Origin of the sequence: Pseudomonas sp. PS02290 (assembly GCF_029960075.1) — a bacterium.
GTDB lineage: Bacteria > Pseudomonadota > Gammaproteobacteria > Pseudomonadales > Pseudomonadaceae > Aquipseudomonas.
On record NZ_JASCOY010000003.1, the window covers coordinates 37058 to 54176 of the forward strand.

At 60.0% G+C, this 17119-nt stretch carries 17 protein-coding genes; 11 read left to right on the forward strand and 6 right to left on the reverse strand.

What is annotated here, in order from left to right; genetic code table 11:
* Nucleotides 1-144 precede the first annotated feature (144 nt).
* Entirely contained in the window at nt 145-1575 is a 1431-nt protein-coding gene (sbcB, locus tag QMX88_RS02650) for an exodeoxyribonuclease I (RefSeq protein ID WP_282366018.1), read from the forward strand.
* Nucleotides 1576-1674: 99 nt separating this feature from the next.
* Here the strand turns inward: sbcB and mvaT are convergent, their stop codons facing one another.
* The gene (mvaT, locus tag QMX88_RS02655; RefSeq protein WP_192171704.1) at nt 1675-2052 is read right to left on the reverse strand and encodes a histone-like nucleoid-structuring protein MvaT; all 378 of its coding nucleotides are present in this window, start codon (nt 2050-2052) and stop codon (nt 1675-1677) included.
* 347 nt (nt 2053-2399) lie between these two features.
* Here mvaT and purU point away from each other — a divergent pair, with 347 nt between their 5' ends.
* Both purU and QMX88_RS02665 read left to right on the forward strand, forming a co-directional pair.
* Complete coding sequence (purU, locus tag QMX88_RS02660; protein WP_282366021.1) at nt 2400-3251, forward strand: formyltetrahydrofolate deformylase; 852 nt, start codon at nt 2400-2402, stop codon at nt 3249-3251.
* 104 nt (nt 3252-3355) lie between these two features.
* Nucleotides 3356-3544, forward strand: coding sequence for a hypothetical protein (locus QMX88_RS02665; protein WP_282366023.1), 189 nt, complete (start codon nt 3356-3358; stop codon nt 3542-3544).
* Here the strand turns inward: QMX88_RS02665 and QMX88_RS02670 are convergent.
* The 3 genes from QMX88_RS02670 to QMX88_RS02680 are packed head-to-tail and all read right to left on the reverse strand — an operon-like array spanning nt 3521 to nt 6397.
* Nucleotides 3521-4516 (reverse strand): lysylphosphatidylglycerol synthase transmembrane domain-containing protein, encoded by a 996-nt coding sequence (locus QMX88_RS02670; protein ID WP_282366025.1) that lies wholly within the window; start codon nt 4514-4516, stop codon nt 3521-3523. The genes QMX88_RS02665 and QMX88_RS02670 overlap by 24 nt on opposite strands.
* Nucleotides 4513-5292 (reverse strand): DUF2334 domain-containing protein, encoded by a 780-nt coding sequence (locus tag QMX88_RS02675; protein ID WP_442969425.1) that lies wholly within the window; start codon nt 5290-5292, stop codon nt 4513-4515. The genes QMX88_RS02670 and QMX88_RS02675 overlap by 4 nt, the downstream gene beginning before the upstream one ends.
* Nucleotides 5285-6397: a glycosyltransferase family 4 protein gene (locus QMX88_RS02680; protein ID WP_282366027.1), complete on the reverse strand. Its 1113-nt coding sequence runs from the start codon at nt 6395-6397 to the stop codon at nt 5285-5287. Before QMX88_RS02680 ends, QMX88_RS02675 begins: the two co-directional genes overlap by 8 nt.
* Nucleotides 6398-6626: 229 nt before the next feature.
* Here QMX88_RS02680 and QMX88_RS02685 point away from each other — a divergent pair, with 229 nt between their 5' ends.
* Nucleotides 6627-8117 carry a helicase HerA-like domain-containing protein gene (locus tag QMX88_RS02685; protein ID WP_282366029.1) on the forward strand — a complete coding sequence of 497 codons (1491 nt, stop codon included), beginning with the start codon at nt 6627-6629 and terminating at the stop codon, nt 8115-8117.
* Nucleotides 8118-8177: 60 nt separating this feature from the next.
* Here the strand turns inward: QMX88_RS02685 and QMX88_RS02690 are convergent, their stop codons facing one another.
* Together QMX88_RS02690 and QMX88_RS02695 are read right to left on the reverse strand one after the other, a co-directional pair.
* A complete protein-coding gene (locus tag QMX88_RS02690) occupies nt 8178-9650 on the reverse strand; it encodes an inorganic phosphate transporter (RefSeq protein WP_282366030.1) in 1473 nt (490 codons plus the stop codon).
* Nucleotides 9651-9894: 244 nt separating this feature from the next.
* Complete coding sequence (locus QMX88_RS02695) at nt 9895-10092, reverse strand: hypothetical protein (RefSeq protein ID WP_037014498.1); 198 nt, start codon at nt 10090-10092, stop codon at nt 9895-9897.
* A 205-nt stretch (nt 10093-10297) separates the two neighbouring features.
* Between QMX88_RS02695 and QMX88_RS02700 the strand changes: the two genes are divergently transcribed.
* From QMX88_RS02700 to pcaD, 7 genes are all read left to right on the forward strand, one after another.
* A complete protein-coding gene (locus QMX88_RS02700; RefSeq protein ID WP_282366037.1) occupies nt 10298-10495 on the forward strand; it encodes a hypothetical protein in 198 nt (65 codons plus the stop codon).
* 416 nt (nt 10496-10911) lie between these two features.
* Nucleotides 10912-11754, forward strand: a complete 843-nt coding sequence (gene pcaR / locus QMX88_RS02705; RefSeq protein WP_192171696.1) for a pca regulon transcriptional regulator PcaR — start codon at nt 10912-10914, stop codon at nt 11752-11754.
* A gap of 158 nt (nt 11755-11912) precedes the next feature.
* On the forward strand, nt 11913-12773 hold the full coding sequence (locus tag QMX88_RS02710; RefSeq protein ID WP_282366042.1) for a CoA transferase subunit A: 861 nt from the start codon (nt 11913-11915) through the stop codon (nt 12771-12773).
* Nucleotides 12770-13549 carry a CoA-transferase subunit beta gene (locus QMX88_RS02715; RefSeq protein WP_282366044.1) on the forward strand — a complete coding sequence of 260 codons (780 nt, stop codon included), beginning with the start codon at nt 12770-12772 and terminating at the stop codon, nt 13547-13549. The genes QMX88_RS02710 and QMX88_RS02715 overlap by 4 nt, the downstream gene beginning before the upstream one ends.
* Nucleotides 13546-14748, forward strand: coding sequence for a 3-oxoadipyl-CoA thiolase (gene pcaF / locus QMX88_RS02720; RefSeq protein WP_282366045.1), 1203 nt, complete (start codon nt 13546-13548; stop codon nt 14746-14748). Before QMX88_RS02715 ends, pcaF begins: the two co-directional genes overlap by 4 nt.
* A gap of 169 nt (nt 14749-14917) precedes the next feature.
* Nucleotides 14918-16207, forward strand: a complete 1290-nt coding sequence (locus QMX88_RS02725) for an MFS family transporter (protein ID WP_282366046.1) — start codon at nt 14918-14920, stop codon at nt 16205-16207.
* 87 nt (nt 16208-16294) lie between these two features.
* Complete coding sequence (gene pcaD / locus QMX88_RS02730) at nt 16295-17083, forward strand: 3-oxoadipate enol-lactonase (protein ID WP_282366048.1); 789 nt, start codon at nt 16295-16297, stop codon at nt 17081-17083.
* The last annotated feature ends 36 nt before the right edge of the window (nt 17084-17119 follow it).

Below are 17119 nucleotides of genomic sequence, written 5' to 3' on the forward strand. Positions count from 1 at the left end.
CCTGTTACAACTTACTGGCCTTCGACAGCCGCCACTTTCGCACAAACTGTGTCGCCGTATCCCGGGCCGCGGTGTGTATTCGCTGGCGTCAGGCGCGGGGGGGCATCTGTTAAACTCGCCCGGTCTTTTGTTCAGGATCAGCCCGTGACTTCCAGCATCTTCTGGTACGACTACGAAACCACCGGGATCAATCCACGCAACGACCGGCCGCTGCAAGTGGCGGGCATTCGTACGGACGATCAGCTCAACGAGATCGGCGAGCCGATCAACCTGTATTGCCAGCCCAGCGATGACATCCTGCCCCATCCGGCGGCATGCCTGGTAACAGGCATCACGCCTGACCGGCTCGCGGAAAAAGGCTTGTGTGAAGCAGACTTCATGACCCGACTGCACGCGGAGATGTCTCTGCCCGGCACCTGCAGCGCGGGTTACAACACGTTGCGTTTCGACGATGAGATGACCCGCTACAGTCTTTATCGCAACTTTTTCGATCCCTACGCACGCGAGTGGCAGGGCGGCAACAGCCGCTGGGATTTGATTGATGTGGTGCGCACGGCGTATGCGCTGCGTCCGGAGGGCATTGTCTGGCCGGAAGAAGAGGGCCGGGTCACGCTGAAACTTGAGCGGCTGACGGCGGCCAACGGGATCGATCATGGCCATGCTCACGACGCGCTCTCCGATGTCCGCGCAACCATCGCGTTGGCGCGTCTGCTCCGCGATAAGCAACCCAAACTTTACGACTATCTTTTTGGCTTGCGCTTCAAGCACAAGGTGCAGGATCAGATTCGATTGATGCAGCCACTTGTGCATATATCGGGTCGTTTTTCCGCAGCGCGAAGTTATGTGAGCGTCGTACTTCCGCTGGCTTGGCATCCGGTGAACCGAAATGCATTGATTGTCTGTGACCTGTTCCATGACCACAGCCCGTTGCTGGACGAAGACGGCGAGACCTTGCGTCAGCGTCTATATACTCGCCGCGAAGATCTGCTCGAAGGCCAGTTACCGGTTCCGCTGAAATTGCTGCATGTTAATAAATGTCCGGTGATTGCCCCGCTGAGCGTGCTTCGCGAGGAGGACCGTCAGCGTCTGCAACTGGACATGAGTGTTTATAAAACGCGCGTGGCCGCCTTGAATGAAGGGCAGACGATCTGGCAGGACAAGTTGAAAAGCGTCTATGCCAACGACAACTTCGCTGTCAGTGAGGATCCGGAACAGCAGTTGTACGACGGCTTTATCAATGATCGGGATCGTCGTCTCTGCGAGCAGGTGCGCATTGCCGAGCCCCAGCAACTGGCTACCGATGGCTGGCCGTTCGATGATCCCCGATTGCCTGAATTGTTATTCCGCTACCGCGCCCGCAACTTTGCCGAAACCCTGAGCGTTGCAGAGCAACAGCGCTGGTTGGCGTTTTGTCAGTTGCGCCTGAGCGATCCTCAGGCCGGCGCCCCCAATACGCTCAAGGCATTCAGCCGTGCGCTGGTCGAACTCTCGCTGAAGGCCACGCCCGAGCAACTCAAAGTGCTCGCCCAGTGGCAGGAATACTCGCTGGTGTTGAAACAGCGTCTGGGACTTTAAGCGCATAGGGGTAAATGGCAGGCAATAAAAAACGCCAGCATGGCTGGCGTCTTTTTGAGTCGAACATCTCTGCGCGACGGCTGACTCTAAAACCGGCAATTAGCCCAGCAGAGTTGCCCAGCCTTCAACCTCGTCGCCGCCCCACTTGGCTTTCCACTCTTTCAGCGTCTTGTGGTTGCCGCCTTTGGTTTCGATGATTTCACCGTTGTGCGGGTTTTTGTATTGCTTGACCTTGCGAGCGCGTTTGGTGCCGACCGGCTTCACAACAGCGCCACGTGGAGCCTTCATTTTGGAGTCTGGATCCAGCAGCGCGATGATGTCGCGCAGGGATTTCTGATATTCGCCCATCAACGTGCGCAGTTTGCCTTCGAACTCAAGTTCTTTCTGCAGTTTGTCGTCTTGTTGCAGATTTTGCAGGCGGGCTTGCAGTTCTTTGATGGCTTCTTCTGTTGCGCGGTATTCGTTGATCAGTGACATGGGGGATACCTATGTTGTGATGGGCATGATGCGATGGGCGCATAATAATCAGAGTGTTTGCGCAAGTAAACATTTAAGAAAAGTTTTATCCGTAGCATTTTGAAATAGCCGCTGACATACCCTCGATTTAGATACACATGTAGCGTTATAGAACGCCAATGACCTTGCTGTTTTCAGCGAAGTGTCTGGCGTCGAATTTCCGTCGCCGATGAACCGGTACGGCACTCATGCATTTATCCCCGAAGGGTGCGCTTTTTTGCCGCCTGAAATCAGCGGCATACGGGTACTGCACAGTCGTCAGGTAATCGCTAGAATGGCGGCCTTTGCGAAGTTCTGGAGTTTTTCACATGCGCACTTTTCGTCTGGTGATTGCTTGCCCGGACCGTGTCGGTATCGTTGCCAAGGTCAGTAACTTTCTGGCCTCGTACAACGGCTGGATTACCGAAGCGAGCCATCACTCTGACAATCTCAGCGGCTGGTTTTTCATGCGTCATGAAATGCGTGCCGATACCCTGCCTTTCGACCTCGAAGGTTTCCGTGCAGCTTTTGCGCCCATCGCCGAAGAGTTTTCGATGGACTGGCGCATTACCGACTCCGCGCAGAAAAAGCGCGTCGTGCTCATGGCAAGCCGAGAGTCCCATTGTCTGGCCGACCTGTTGCACCGCTGGCACAGCGACGAACTGGACTGTGAAATCGCCTGCGTGATTTCCAACCACCAGGACCTGCGCAGTATGGTCGAGTGGCACAACATTCCTTATTACTACGTGCCGGTTGATCCGAAAGACAAAGAGCCGGCGTTCGCCGAAGTCTCGCGTCTGGTCAAACACCACGAAGCCGACGTTGTTGTGCTGGCGCGTTACATGCAGATCCTGCCGCCGCAACTGTGCCGGGAATACGCGCACCAGGTCATCAACATTCACCACAGCTTCCTGCCTTCGTTTGTCGGCGCCAAGCCGTACCACCAGGCGTCGCTGCGTGGCGTGAAACTGATCGGCGCTACTTGCCACTACGTCACCGAAGAACTGGACGCCGGTCCGATCATCGAGCAGGACGTGGTGCGCGTCAGCCATCGCGACAGCATCGAAAACATGGTGCGTTTCGGTCGCGACGTGGAGAAGATGGTGCTCGCTCGCGGCCTGCGCGCACACCTGGAAGACCGCGTGCTGGTGCATGACAACAAGACAGTGGTCTTTGATTAAGCAGTGATTAAGCGGTTTGGGTGAGCCGCTTAAGTTCAGCGGCTTACTGCAACTCGATTGTTTGCGAACAGTGCAGCTTCTCCGGCACGACAGGCGGAATCACCATGACCGACCCCCTCGACAAAGCCACATCCAAAGCCCCGCCGACCCTTGGCGAGGGATGCCTGAGCCGTTACGACGTCGACGCACTGTCGCCGGAAGACGGCACGGACTTCGAGGGGGCTCAAGCGTTATGGAAAGAACTGACGTCTGCCAGACAGGAAGACGAATCAGACCGTCTTGATCCGCAGTAACTTGTTCAAAAGGGGGCGCCCGACCATCAACAGAAACACCGGACCGCCCGCGACCAGATAGAAGTAATAGGTGACGATCCGCCAGATGAGGATCGCCGCCGCTGCCGTCGACTTGCCCACCATCGGCGCCAACAAGGCCGCCGACGTCAACTCCGCCGCTCCCGCACCGCCCGGCGACAGGCTGAACTGCCCGGCGCTCAGCGACAGCATCTGCACCAGAAACGTCCACGCCCAATCGATATTCACGCCCAACCCTTGCAGCGCCAGGTACAGCACGCTGTAACGCAGACTCCAGTGCACGCAGGTCAGCGCAAACACCTGCAGCAGAATGCGGTGGGGCATTTTCCAGGTTTCAGCCAGCGCGTCGCGGAAATGCAGCAGCTTGCGCGCCCAGCGAATACGCGTGGTGTTCTTGCGTTTCAGGCGCTTGAGCACCCGACCGTTGAACAGAATGATGCGTCGGTGATACCGCGCGAAACCGGCACAGGCACAAAGTCCGGCGCCGATCAGCAGGGCGCTGGCAATGAGCATCCATTCAAGGTTTTCGCTGAGCTGGTGGAACACCGCGTAGATCAGGATGCCGATCAGCGCGAGGAGAAAAAACACCAGATCCATCAGTTGGTCAGTGGCAAAGGCCGCTGTGCTTTTCGCCGGACCAATACCGCTGCGCGAGAGCAGTGCGACCAGCGTCAAGGGCGCGCCGCTGCCCCCGGGCGTGGCGCAGTAGGCAAATTCCGTGGCCATCACCACAGCGAGACTTTTGCGCATGCCGATGCCGCTGGCGGCGTCGCCGAGCAACAGGCGCAGGCGCATCGTGTTCATGCACCAGCCCACCAACACCATGACGAACATGCCGATCAAGAGTGTCACCGGGAAGTTGCGCAGGCGGTGAAACATGTCTGCGCCGCCCATGAAGAACGGAATCAGCAGGGCGAGTATCAGTGCTGCTGCGAGCCAGCCAAGTCGCCTCACGCCGCAGACCTGGCGGCATTCAGGCCCTGTAACCAGGCAAATTTGCTCATCGGCGTACGGCCGTCGTTCAACAAGCGCTCAAGGGCTTGCAGCCAGTAACGGCGGGAAAAGTCGTGGCGCATGTCTACGGGGTGCAGCCCCAGACGGATGGTTGCGGCGTTATGCAATTGAGCCTCACGGTGGTTGCTGACGATTTTCGATACGCCCCGGCGCCAGGCGCTGCGAGCGCTCCAGACGATCCCGGGCGCATCGATCTCGGAAAAGTCCGGCAGACGATACAAGTGTTGGGCATCACTTGTGTAGTCCAACGGCAATTTTCGCAGGGCATTGCGCGTGCCTTCGCTCATCAGCCAGGCGGGAGCGACGAATCCGTGAAGTGGCCAGTCGTTGCGCCGGAACACCTCCATGCCTGCTTCCAGCCGTTGCATCGCCTGATGCTCGTCTAGGGTGTAGAACTCGCCCTCCCAGGTGTAAATGCGCCGCATGAAAAACTCATGGGGCGTGCGCGGGGCAGGGCTGTCGTCGCAATGGTAATAACCGTGCAGCGCCAGTTCATCGCCCCGTGCGAGGCGGTCGTGCATCAACCGCTGGAAATCCGGGTTGGCGTCGATCGGATCGTGCTTGTGGAAATTCGGCACCACCAGCCAGGTGATGGGAATGTTCCCTAGCTTGTCGACTGCCTCAACGAAGGGTCGATAATCCGGCCAGGTTTGCGGGGCCACGTCGTGGAGCACCAGTAACAGGCTGCGCTGCGTGATTGCGGGAATCTCAGCCATGGGCATAGACCGGCTGACGGGCGCCGAGTACTGCCTGGTAATGACCGAGCAAGCCGGCGACCACGGCGTCCCACGCATAATGTGCCTCGACATGACGCCGCGCCTCTTCGCCTCGGAATGGGGCGTTCTCGGCAAACAGCTGACGCACCGCTGCCGCCATGGCCGGTGGTTGATTGGGTTTGCACAGCAGGCCGCAGTGCTCGGGGACGATTTCGCGGAAGGCCCCGGCATCGACCGCCACCACCGGAATCCCGCTGGCCATGGCTTCAATCACCACCAGACCGAAGGTTTCCTGATCCCCGGCATGTACCAGCGCATCGGCACTCGCCAATAGGCGCGCGACTTCGGCAGCAGGACGAAATTTATCCACAACCGTGACGTTGGCCGGCACGCCGGTCGGCATATGGGAGCCTACCAGCAACAGGTGATAACCCGCGCCCAGCGCCTTCATGCAGTCAAGCAGAACGGTCAGGTTTTTCTCTTTCGAACCTCGGCCCGCAAAGATAAGCAGGTGGGTTTCATCCGGCATGCCCAGCTCGGCCTTGAGACCAGGATCTCGCCGGGAGGGATGGAACGTCTGCAGATCAACCCCCAACGGCTGCACATTAACATTCTTCACACCCAGGCGGATCAGCTTGTCCGCCATCGCCGCGCTCGGCGCCAGCACTCGGTCAAAATTGCCGTAGAGCTTGCTGACGTAATTCTCGACATTGGCCCCCAGCCAGGTGCCAATCCGGTTGCTCACCAGCAGCGGCAAGTCGGAGTGGTAAAAGCCAATCACTGGCACGTCCAGTTGGCGTCGGGCATCCAGTGCAGCCCAGGCGGTAAGATAAGGATCGCCGACTTCAATGAGGTCTGGCCGCAGACTTCGCAGGGCCTCTCGCCAGGGACCCACGCGCAGTGGAAAACGATAGCCGTTGCCAAACGGTACGGGCGGTGCCGGAACCCGGTACACGCCGTCTTCATGACTGCTTTGCGGGCCCGGGATCAGCAGGCTGTGTCGCACGCCTGGGTAAAGCGCGAGGCGGCGGTGTTTGGCATCCAGGTACGTGCGCACGCCGCCGCTTGCAGGGGCGTAAAACATGGTCATGTCAGCAATGTGCATGGGATGTCTTCGTCCATTGATTCAGTCCTTCTGGGGTTGACCATCCACAGATACAGATGTTCGGTTGCAGATCGTCGCACCTACGCCCATGAACTAGCGTTACGCCGCTTGCGCCAGAGTCTTGCGCTAGAGTAGCGAGGTGGCCTGAGGGAGGCTCGGCGGTGCCGGTCCAATTGGGCTGTCGCCGCAGTCCCTTCGGAAATATCGAATGCAACGCTTGGGTGAACGGATGCCTGACTCACAACAGATTCTTATTGGTGCTGACCTGAAGGGCCAGCCGATCGGGCAGGCGATGCGTCTGGCCAACCGTCACGGGCTGGTGGCCGGCGCGACGGGCACCGGGAAAACCGTCACCTTGCAGCGCCTGGCGGAAGTGTTCAGCGACGCCGGCGTGGCCGTGTTCGCGGCGGACATCAAGGGTGATCTCTGCGGGCTCGGCGCCCCGGGCAACCCTCAAGGCAAGATCGCCGAGCGAATCGCCGGCATGCCCTGGCTGCACCATAAACCTCAGGGCTATCCGGTGACACTGTGGGACGTGCACGGTGAAACGGGCCATCCGTTGCGCACAACCCTGTCGGAAATGGGCCCGCTGCTGCTGGGAAGTTTGCTGGAATTGACGGACAGCCAACAATCGGCGCTGTACGCCGCGTTCAAGGTGGCGGATCGGGAAGGGCTGTTGTTGCTGGACATCAAGGACCTCAAGGAGCTGCTCAATCATTTGCGCGACAACCCCGAAGTGCTCGGCGACGACAGCGCATTGATGACCACGGGGTCGAGTCAGGCGCTGCTGCGTCGGCTGGCGATCCTTGAACAGCAAGGCGCCGAGGCCTTGTTCGGCGAGCCGGCGCTGCAACTGGAAGACATCTTGCACCCCGCGAGCGATGGCCGCGGGCAGATTCATCTACTGGACGCCAGCCGGTTGGTGCACGAGTCGCCGAAGGTCTACGCCACTTTCCTGCTGTGGCTCCTGGCCGAGCTGTTCGAGCAATTGCCTGAGCGTGGCGATGCCGATAAACCGTTGCTGGCGCTGTTCTTCGACGAAGCGCATTTGCTCTTCGCGGATACGCCGAAGGCGCTGCAGGAGCGGCTGGAGCAGGTGGTGCGGCTGATTCGCTCGAAAGGCGTCGGCGTGTATTTCGTCACCCAGTCGCCGGGGGATCTGCCGGACTCCGTTCTGGCGCAGCTCGGTTTGCGCATTCAACATGGCCTGCGCGCGTTCACCAGCAAGGAGCAACGGTCGCTGAAGGCCGTTGCGGACGGGTTTCGCCCCAATCCCGAGTTCGATGCGCTCTCGGTGCTGACCGAGTTGGGCATCGGTGAGGCGCTGGTGGGCACGCTGCAGGACAAGGGCACGCCTGAAATCGTCCAGCGTGTGTTGGTCGCGCCGCCGCAATCGCGCATCGGGCCGTTGACCCAGGCTGAGCGCGACACGCTGATCGCACGGTCGCCACTGGCCGGTCGCTACGACAAACCCGTGGATCGCGAATCGGCTTATGAAATGCTCCTGGCGCGCAAGGGCGCATCAGTGGACCCCGCGCAGAAACCTTCCGCTGAGGAGAAGTCAGAAGGCGGCTTTGCCGACATGGCCGGTGGTTTTCTGGGCGGGCTGGCGGGGCAGGCGGTCAAGAGTGCGATGCGCCAGGCCGCCACCCAGATCGGTCGCGAACTGGTGCGCGGGTTGATGGGATCGTTGCTGGGCGGCAGCAAGAAACGCCGCTAGAGCACCCACAAAAAAGCCCATTCAATGAATGGGCTTTTCAGGTCAGGCGGTGCAGTCAGGTCAGGCCAGCGCTTTGGACGCCAACCAGAACAACCCTGCCGACAGCGCGACCGTGGCGGGCAGGGTCAACACCCATGCCAGGAGAATGTTGCGAACCGTGCCGCCCTGCAGGCCGCTCTTGTTCGCCACCATGGTCCCGGCCACGCCGGACGACAGGATGTGAGTCGTTGAAACAGGCAGGCTGAACACGTTGGCCAGCGCAATGGCGCTTGCGGTGGTGATCTGCGCGGACATGCCCTGAGCGTAGGTCATGCCTTGCTTCCCGATCTTCTCACCGATGGTCAGCACGACGCGTTTCCAGCCGACCATGGTGCCAATACCCAGCGCCAGTGCAACGGCGAAGATGACCCAGAACGGCGCGTACTCAGTGGTCGCGGTCAGGTCCTTGCGCAGCTTCTCCAGATCCGATTTTTCACGGGCATCCAGCGCAGGCAGCTTGCTGACTTTGCGTGCCGTGTCGTCCAGGCACAGCAGGTAGCGACGCACTTCGATGCGACGCTCCGGTGCGAGGGTGTGGTAGTCGTTGACGCCCTTGAGGTTGTTCAGCAGAGCATCAATGGTCGGCTCGGTTTGCTCAGGGTTGCAGCTGAAACGCTCGGGCAAGTCGCCCGCCGCCGATTTGCCCAGCGCCAGGTACTCGCCCAGCGTCGCGTTGTTGCGCTGGTAAAACTGGCTCAGGTGCTGGGTCGCGTCGCGGGTGCGTTCGATCTGGTAAGTCGTGGTGCTCAGGTCCAGCACGAACTGCGCCGGGACGATACCGATGAGCACCAGCATGATCAGGCCGATGCCTTTCTGCCCATCGTTGGAGCCATGCACAAAACTCACTGCCATCGCCGAAATCACCAGAACCAGGCGATTCCAGAAAGGAGGGTGTTTTTTGTCATCGAGCTTGCGGCGTTGTTCCGGCGTCTTGTGCATCTTGGAGAGGGGGCGCCAGGCTTTCAGCGCCAACAGGACCAGACCCGCCACGATGAAACCGGCCAGTGGCGAGAACACCAGCGAGGCGCCGATATCGATCGCTTTCTGCCAGTTCACGCCTTCGCCCAGCGGGATGTTATTGATCAGCGCGTTGGCTAGGCCTACACCCAGAATCGAACCGATCAATGTATGGGAGCTGGACGCCGGGATGCCGAAATACCAGGTGCCGAGGTTCCAGGTGATGGCCGCAGCCAGCAGCGAGAACACCATCGCCAGACCATGACCGGTGTTGACGTTGATCAACAACTCGACCGGCAGCAGATGGACGATGGCATACGCCACGCCGACCCCACCCAGGAGCACCCCGAGGAAATTGAACACGCCCGAGAAAAATACTGCCAGATGGGGCGGCATGGCCTTGGTGTAAATGACTGTCGCCACCGCGTTGGCGGTGTCATGAAAGCCGTTGATGAACTCGAAGGTGAGGACAAACGCAAGGGCGAGCAACAAGCTCACAATTACCCAAGCATCCAGTCCGCTGAATAGATCGATCATGGAAGGTTTTCTGACCCGGTCTTAAGGGGGCGGGATTATGACAGAAAAAAAACTGCGCGATAGGCGCGCCGCTCATTGGTAGCAGCCTGCAACGAAATTTCTGTCCCGCTTGCCCGTCGACTTCCTGCCGGGAAAGAAAGTGCGAAGCACCCCTGAACCCTGGACGAGTCTGTAAAACCTGGCCTTCAACGCGATGAATACGCTTGCCGTCAGCTGTTTGAGTCAGCGACAGGCAAGCGGCGGCTCATGGCTCTTCCTTGAGTTCTTCTTCCATCTTTTGCAGCTCTTGCTTGAACGCCTGGTCAAGCAGGCTGGCCCGTTTGCGCCACGGCTTGCGCTCTGGTTCGGGCTGGGCGGCGTATGTTGTCACTTCGCCGCCGTAAACTTCCTTGTAACGTTGTTCCTGGCGCTCTAATTCTGCGCGCAGTTCATCTTTGGTCACGTTAATACCTGATCGGGTCGAGTTTAATCCCGGTGATGACGCCGAGTCTGAAAGTGTCGGACCTGACGATCGCAATGTATCGGATCAGGAATAACCATCGGGCAGGGACGCTGCGCCAAGACGATTCACACTTCAACCAAGGGCGGCTACGTGCACCGGAATGACAAAACTGTCGTAGCAACATTCTTTATTGATTGCCTGCAGGATGGCTGATGACCAAGGTATTGGCCTGCCGGCGCTGAACATTGCGATCGAGTCGAACAATGTCTGCGTGTGTTTGGATCCATGCCAGATGGGGCGAGGATTTAAACACGCGATAGCGTTATTGGGCTTCAATGACGGCCACTATCGCGAAGATGCGCAGGCGAGTCAACTGTCGAGACTGTCGCAGCCGGACAACTGAGGATTTATACCTTTTTTATGTACGAAGGTTCCTAAGTTGGACAGTCTGATTTATGACGCAACTTGGCGAGTCAAATGTTTAACGCCGCAGGCAGTTTTCTGGCGACGTAAAATTCTCGGCTTATGACCGTGCGGACAATGATGTGTATTTAAACGGTTACACATAAATGCGGAGGGCAGAGACAAAAACGGCCTTGGGTTAGCAAGACCGTGCCTGGGACTTCTCAGTGGGTACCTGACCAGTAATCCAAAGAAGCCTCATATGGCATGTGAAAGGTATAAGCAACTGGGCAGCCGGTCAATTGCGATTATCGCCCACTCGTTCGATAATCGCCCAAAGCTGGCTTGCCGTGGGCTTCAAAAACGGCGAGAGTGGCGTTCTACAAGGCTTTCGCGGCCACGACGAACGGTGCCAGCATGAACGATCAATTGCGTAATTCTTTCACGTCACTTGCGCCGCCGATTGTTGCGTCCCCTGCTAAAAGGATTCAGGCGCTCACGGGTGATCCTGATTTCATGACCTCTCTGGCGCGAGGGTTGGCCGTCATTCACGCGTTCCAGGAACGCAAGCGGCACCTGACCATCGCGCAGATCAGCCATCGCACTGAAATCCCCAGGGCGGCGGTTCGTCGTTGCCTGCATACATTGATCAAGTTGGGCTACGCCACCACTGACGGGCGCACTTACTCGCTGCTGCCTAAAGTGCTGACGCTTGGCCATGCCTATTTGTCCTCGACCCCCCTGGCGGTTTCGTCACAGCCCTATCTCGACCGCATGAGTGACCAACTGCACGAGGCCTGCAACATGGCCACGCTGGAAGGCGATGACATTCTTTATATAGCCCGCTCCGCGACGACTCAGCGATTGATCTCTGTGGATCTGGCGGTGGGCGGACGTTTGCCGGCGTACTGCACGTCCATGGGCCGGATTCTGCTGGCGGCGCTGGACGATGTGTCGTTGCGGGAATACCTCGACCACGTCGATCTGCAACCCAAAACCAGCCGCACCTTACGCACCCCGGAAGCCTTGCTCGAATGCCTGCAGCAAGTGCGGCAACAGGGCTGGTGCATTGTCGATCAGGAACTGGAGCAGGGTTTGCGTTCCATCGCGGTGCCGGTCTACGACGCCTCGGGTCAGGTGCTCGCGGCGCTGAATGTCAGCACCAGTGCGGGTCGGGTAGCGCGCAATGACCTGGAGCAGAAGTTTCTGCCGATCATGCTGAATGCCAGCCGTGACCTGAGCACGCAGCTGTTTACCTGACCCAGCCTGTTGAACCCATGAGCTGCCCGTCACTCTCCGTTCGGTGATCGAACACTTAGTCGGTTATCGGATTGTTCCAGCCCGTGCCCAGGCATAACCTCATTCTCAACGCCACGCCTTAAATGGCGGGGCAAACGAGTGTGAACCTGGAGCACCCCATGGCTGCAATTCTTTCCCTTCACGAGGCCGTGAAGCAGTTCGTCAACGATGGCGACATCGTTGCACTGGAAGGCTTTACTCACCTCATTCCTACCGCGGCGGGACATGAGCTCATTCGTCAGAAGAAGAAAGATCTGACCCTGGTGCGCATGACCCCTGACTTGATCTATGACCAATTGATCGGCGCAGGCTGTGCGAAACGGCTGATTTTCTCGTGGGGCGGTAATCCCGGGGTTGGCTCGTTGCATCGGCTTCGCGATGCCGTCGAACGGCAATGGCCGCAGCCCATGGAGATTGAAGAACACAGCCACGCCGACCTCGCCAATGCCTATGTGGCGGGCGCATCCGGGCTGCCGTTCGCGGTGCTGCGGGCGTATGCCGGTTCGGACCTGCCCAAGGTCAACCCGCTGATCAAGTCGGTCACTTGCCCGTTCACCGGAGAAGTGCTGGCGGCGGTGCCGGCGGTACGCCCCGACGTGACGGTGATCCACGCGCAGAAAGCTGACCGTAAAGGCAACGTGCTGCTATGGGGCATTCTCGGGGTTCAGAAAGAAGCGGCGTTGGCGGCCAAGCGCTGCATTGTCACGGTCGAGGAAATTGTCGATGACCTCAAGGCGCCGATGAACGCTTGCGTGCTGCCAATCTGGGCGCTGAGTGCGGTTTGCGTCGTGCCAGGCGGCGCGCATCCTTCCTACGCCCACGGCTATCACGAGCGCGACAACCGTTTCTATCAGGCGTGGGACGCCATCGCCCGCGACCGTGACGCCTTTACCGCCTGGATCGACGAATACATCCATGGCACCCGCGACTTCAGTGAGTTCAAGAACAAGCTGGCCCACGCGGCGGAGGCTCACCAATGACTTATTCCACCAACGAAATGATGACCGTCGCCGCCGCGCGCCGGTTGAAAAACGGCGCCGTGTGCTTTGTCGGCATCGGTCTGCCCTCGAAAGCGGCCAATCTGGCGCGCCTCACTTCCTCGCCCGACGTGGTGCTGATTTACGAATCAGGGCCGATCGGCGCCAAGCCTGACGTGCTGCCACTGTCCATCGGTGACGGCGAACTGGCGGAAACCGCTGATACCGTGGTGTCCACCAGTGAGATCTTCCGTTACTGGCTGCAGGGCGGGCGGGTCGATCTCGGGTTTCTCGGCGCGGCTCAGGTCGACCGGTTCGGCAACATCAACACCACGGTGGTCGGCGATTATCACCAGCCGAAAGTACGCCTGCCGGGTGCCGGAGGCGCGCCGGAAATTGCCGGGTCGGCCAAAGAAGTGCTGATCATCCTCAAGCAATCGCCACGGACCTTCGTCAACAAGCTGGACTTCCTGACCTCGGTTGGCCACGGCGAAGGCGGCGACTCCCGCAAGCGCCTCGGCCTGCCGGGCGCCGGACCGGTCGGCATCATCACCGACCTGTGCATCATGGAGCCGGAAGCGGGCACCCACGAATTCGTCGTGACCACGCTGCACCCCGGCGTGACCCGCGAGCAGGTGATCGCCGCCACCGGTTGGGACGTGCGTTTTGCCGACACCGTGAAGACTTCCGATGCACCCAGCGAGTACGAACTGACCGCGCTGCGCGATCTGGAGGCGCGAACCGCTGCCGCCCATGGCCAGGCGCCGGGAGAAGCATGATGCGTGACGTTTTTATCTGCGATGCGATTCGCACCCCCATCGGCCGTTTTGGCGGCGGCCTGGCGACCGTTCGAGCGGATGATCTGGCAGCGCTGCCGATCAAGGCCCTGATGGCGCGCAACCCGTCTGTCAATTGGGATGAGCTGGACGAAGTGTTTCTCGGCTGTGCCAATCAGGCCGGGGAGGACAACCGCAACGTCGCGCGCATGGCTGCGCTGTTGGCGGGTCTGCCGGCCAGCGTGCCGGGCGTGACCCTCAATCGCTTGTGTGCTTCCGGCCTGGACGCGGTGGGTTCTGCGTTCCGCGCCATTGCCTGCGGAGAGATGGAGCTGGCCATTGCCGGCGGCGTTGAGTCCATGTCCCGCGCCCCATTCGTGATGGGCAAGGCCGACACGGCATTCGGACGCGGCCAAAAGCTGGAAGACACCACCTTGGGCTGGCGTTTCGTCAATCCGCACATGAAAGACCAGTACGGCGTTGAGACCATGCCGCAGACCGGCGATAACGTCGCTGAGGATTTCGGCATATCCCGGGAGGATCAGGACGCCTTTGCTCTGCGCAGCCAGCAGCGTACGGCGGCGGCTCAAGCCGCGGGCTTCTTCACTGAGGAGATCGTGCCCGTGCGCGTCGCCCACAAAAAGGGTGAGACCGTCGTCGACACCGACGAGCATCCTCGTGCCGACACCAGCCTTGAAGCGCTCGCCAAGCTCAAGCCGGTCAACGGGGCTGGCAAAACCGTCACAGCGGGCAACGCGGCAGGCCTGAACGACGGCGCGGCGGCGATGATTCTGGCGTCCGCCGAAGCGGTAAAGAAACACGGCCTCACGCCGCGCGCTCGCGTACTGGGGATGGCCAGCGCCGGCGTTGAGCCTCGCGTCATGGGCATTGGCCCGGTCCCGGCGGTACGCAAGCTGGTGGCACGGCTGGGGCTGGCTGTCAGTGATTTCGACGTCATCGAGCTCAACGAGGCATTCGCCAGCCAGGGCCTGGCGGTCTTGCGTGAATTGGGCATCGCTGACGATTCACCCAAGGTGAACCCAAACGGAGGCTCGATTTCGCTGGGGCATCCGCTGGGCATGAGCGGCGCGCGGCTGGTGTTGACGGCGTTGCATCAACTGGAGAAAACCGGCGGCAGCAAAGCGCTGGCCACGATGTGCGTCGGCGTGGGGCAGGGGCTGGCCCTCGCAATAGAGCGCTAGACGACATTTTTGCAACTCAGCCCTCCGAGTCATCGCTTGCCTCCGCGAAAGGGGCAACTTGCTGACTTGGGTGGTTGTCCTTGTGATGTCGAAACGTTACTGCTTAAGTCTAAATGTTGCAGGTTATGTCTTAGACTGGCTGACCTTACTAACACCTGGGGAGATAATAATGACAACGACTCACTACACCGGAGAAGAGCGGCGCAAGCGGATCTTCGCAATTGTGGGCGCCTCATCGGGCAACCTCGTCGAATGGTTCGACTTCTACGTCTACGCCTTCTGCGCCATCTATTTCGCGCCTGCATTCTTTCCTTCCGATGACCCGACCGTTCAGTTGCTCAACACCGCGGGCGTCTTCGCCGCAGGCTTTCTGATGCGTCCCATCGGCGGCTGGCTGTTCGGTCGCGTGGCCGACAAGCACGGCCGCAAAAACTCGATGATGATTTCCGTGCTGATGATGTGCGCCGGCTCGCTGGTCATTGCCTGTCTGCCAACCTACGCGTCGATCGGTGCCTGGGCGCCGTTTCTGTTGTTGATGGCGCGCCTGTTCCAGGGCCTGTCGGTGGGTGGTGAGTACGGCACCACCGCCACGTACATGAGCGAAGTCGCGTTGCGGGGGCAACGCGGGTTTTTCGCTTCATTTCAGTACGTGACGTTAATTGGCGGCCAGCTGTTGGCCGTGCTGACCGTGGTCATCCTGCAGCAGTTTCTCAGTGCCGATGAGCTGAAAGCCTACGGCTGGCGGATTCCATTCGTGGTCGGTGCGGTCGCGGCGGTGATCTCGCTGGTGCTGCGCCGGTCGCTGAAAGAGACCACCACCGCCGAAGTGCGTCAGAACAAGGACGCGGGCAGCATGTCTGCGCTGTTCCGCGATCACAAAGCGGCGTTCATTACCGTGCTGGGCTACACCGCCGGCGGCTCGCTGATTTTCTACACCTTCACCACGTACATGCAGAAATACCTCGTCAACACTGTGCACATGGATGCCAAGGTCGCGAGCTACATCATGACCGGCGCGCTGTTCCTGTACATGTGCATGCAGCCGGTGTTCGGGATGCTCGCTGACAAGATCGGCCGCCGCGCCTCGATGCTGTGGTTCGGCGGGCTGGGCACCCTGTGCACGGTGCCGCTGCTGCTGACGTTGAAAACCACTACCAGCCCGGTCATCGCGTTCGTGCTGATCACCCTGGCATTGGCCATCGTCAGTTTCTACACCTCGATCAGCGGTCTGGTGAAAGCCGAGATGTTTCCGGTGCAGGTGCGTGCGCTGGGCGTCGGTCTGGCCTATGCCGTGGCCAACGCTATTTTCGGTGGCTCCGCTGAATACGTGGCGCTGGGCCTGAAGAACATGGGCATGGAAAACACCTTCTACTGGTATGTCACCGCGATGATGGCGATTGCTTTCCTGTTCAGCCTGCGGTTGCCGAAGAAGCCGGCTTACCTGCACGAAGACCACTGATCCCGGATCTTGGAGCGCGCGTCTTTGCAGGGCGCGTGCTGTCCATCTTCATCACACTTATTCCACGTGTTTCACGGAGCGACTGCCATGGCGTTCGTACAACTCGAAGACGGTGAACTGCATTATCAAATTGATGGCCCGGTGGATGCGCCGGTGCTGGTGCTGTCCAACTCACTGGGCACCGACCTGCACATGTGGGACGCGCAGATTCCGGCGCTGAGCAAGTTATTCCGCGTCGTGCGTTACGACACCCGCGGCCACGGTCAGTCCCTCGTCACCCAAGGGCCTTACACGCTCTCGCAGCTGGGACAAGACGTGCTGGCGCTGCTTGATGCGTTGAAAATCGACCGCGCGCATTTCTGCGGATTGTCCATGGGTGGCCTGATCGGTCAGTGGCTGGGTATTCATGCCAACGATCGGCTGCACAAGCTGGTGCTGTGCAACACCGCCGCGAAGATCGGCGACACGGAAACTTGGGCGCCGCGCATCGCCCAGGTGGAGAAGGGCGGTGAGCGGGCAATGAAGGAAATGGGCGCCGGCGCGGTTGGGCGTTGGTTCACCCCTGACTTTGCCAGCCAGCACGCCGACAAGGTCACGCCCGTCACCGACGTACTGGCGGCGACTTCTCCGCTGGGTTACGCCGCCTGCTGCGCGGCTGTCCGGGATGCCGATCTGCGCAAGGAAGTCGGTTCGATCACCGTGCCCACACTGATCATCTGCGGCAGCCATGACGCCGTCACCACCGTGGCGGACGGGCACTTCCTGCAGAACCACATCCACGGCAGCGAACTGTCCGACTATTACGCGGCGCACCTGTCCAGCGTCGAGCTGGGTGAAGTCTTCGCCCTGCGCGTGACGGAGTTTTTGTTGGCGTGACCTTTTAGGAATCCTCGCGCACTGCTTGAGTTACCC

What these genes read in the sequence shown, in the direction of transcription:
- mvaT (WP_192171704.1), bottom strand. Translation starts at nt 2,052, where the DNA reads ATGTCACTGATCAACGAATACCGCGCAACAGAAGAAGCCATCAAAGAA.
- purU (WP_282366021.1), top strand. Translation starts at nt 2,400, where the DNA reads ATGCGCACTTTTCGTCTGGTGATTGCTTGCCCGGACCGTGTCGGTATC.
- QMX88_RS02665 (WP_282366023.1), top strand. Translation starts at nt 3,356, where the DNA reads ATGACCGACCCCCTCGACAAAGCCACATCCAAAGCCCCGCCGACCCTT.
- QMX88_RS02675 (WP_442969425.1), bottom strand. Translation starts at nt 5,292, where the DNA reads ATGGCTGAGATTCCCGCAATCACGCAGCGCAGCCTGTTACTGGTGCTC.
- QMX88_RS02680 (WP_282366027.1), bottom strand. Translation starts at nt 6,397, where the DNA reads ATGCACATTGCTGACATGACCATGTTTTACGCCCCTGCAAGCGGCGGC.
- QMX88_RS02685 (WP_282366029.1), top strand. Translation starts at nt 6,627, where the DNA reads ATGCCTGACTCACAACAGATTCTTATTGGTGCTGACCTGAAGGGCCAG.
- QMX88_RS02690 (WP_282366030.1), bottom strand. Translation starts at nt 9,650, where the DNA reads ATGATCGATCTATTCAGCGGACTGGATGCTTGGGTAATTGTGAGCTTG.
- QMX88_RS02700 (WP_282366037.1), top strand. Translation starts at nt 10,298, where the DNA reads ATGGCTGATGACCAAGGTATTGGCCTGCCGGCGCTGAACATTGCGATC.
- pcaR (WP_192171696.1), top strand. Translation starts at nt 10,912, where the DNA reads ATGAACGATCAATTGCGTAATTCTTTCACGTCACTTGCGCCGCCGATT.
- QMX88_RS02710 (WP_282366042.1), top strand. Translation starts at nt 11,913, where the DNA reads ATGGCTGCAATTCTTTCCCTTCACGAGGCCGTGAAGCAGTTCGTCAAC.
- QMX88_RS02715 (WP_282366044.1), top strand. Translation starts at nt 12,770, where the DNA reads ATGACTTATTCCACCAACGAAATGATGACCGTCGCCGCCGCGCGCCGG.
- pcaF (WP_282366045.1), top strand. Translation starts at nt 13,546, where the DNA reads ATGATGCGTGACGTTTTTATCTGCGATGCGATTCGCACCCCCATCGGC.
- QMX88_RS02725 (WP_282366046.1), top strand. Translation starts at nt 14,918, where the DNA reads ATGACAACGACTCACTACACCGGAGAAGAGCGGCGCAAGCGGATCTTC.
- pcaD (WP_282366048.1), top strand. Translation starts at nt 16,295, where the DNA reads ATGGCGTTCGTACAACTCGAAGACGGTGAACTGCATTATCAAATTGAT.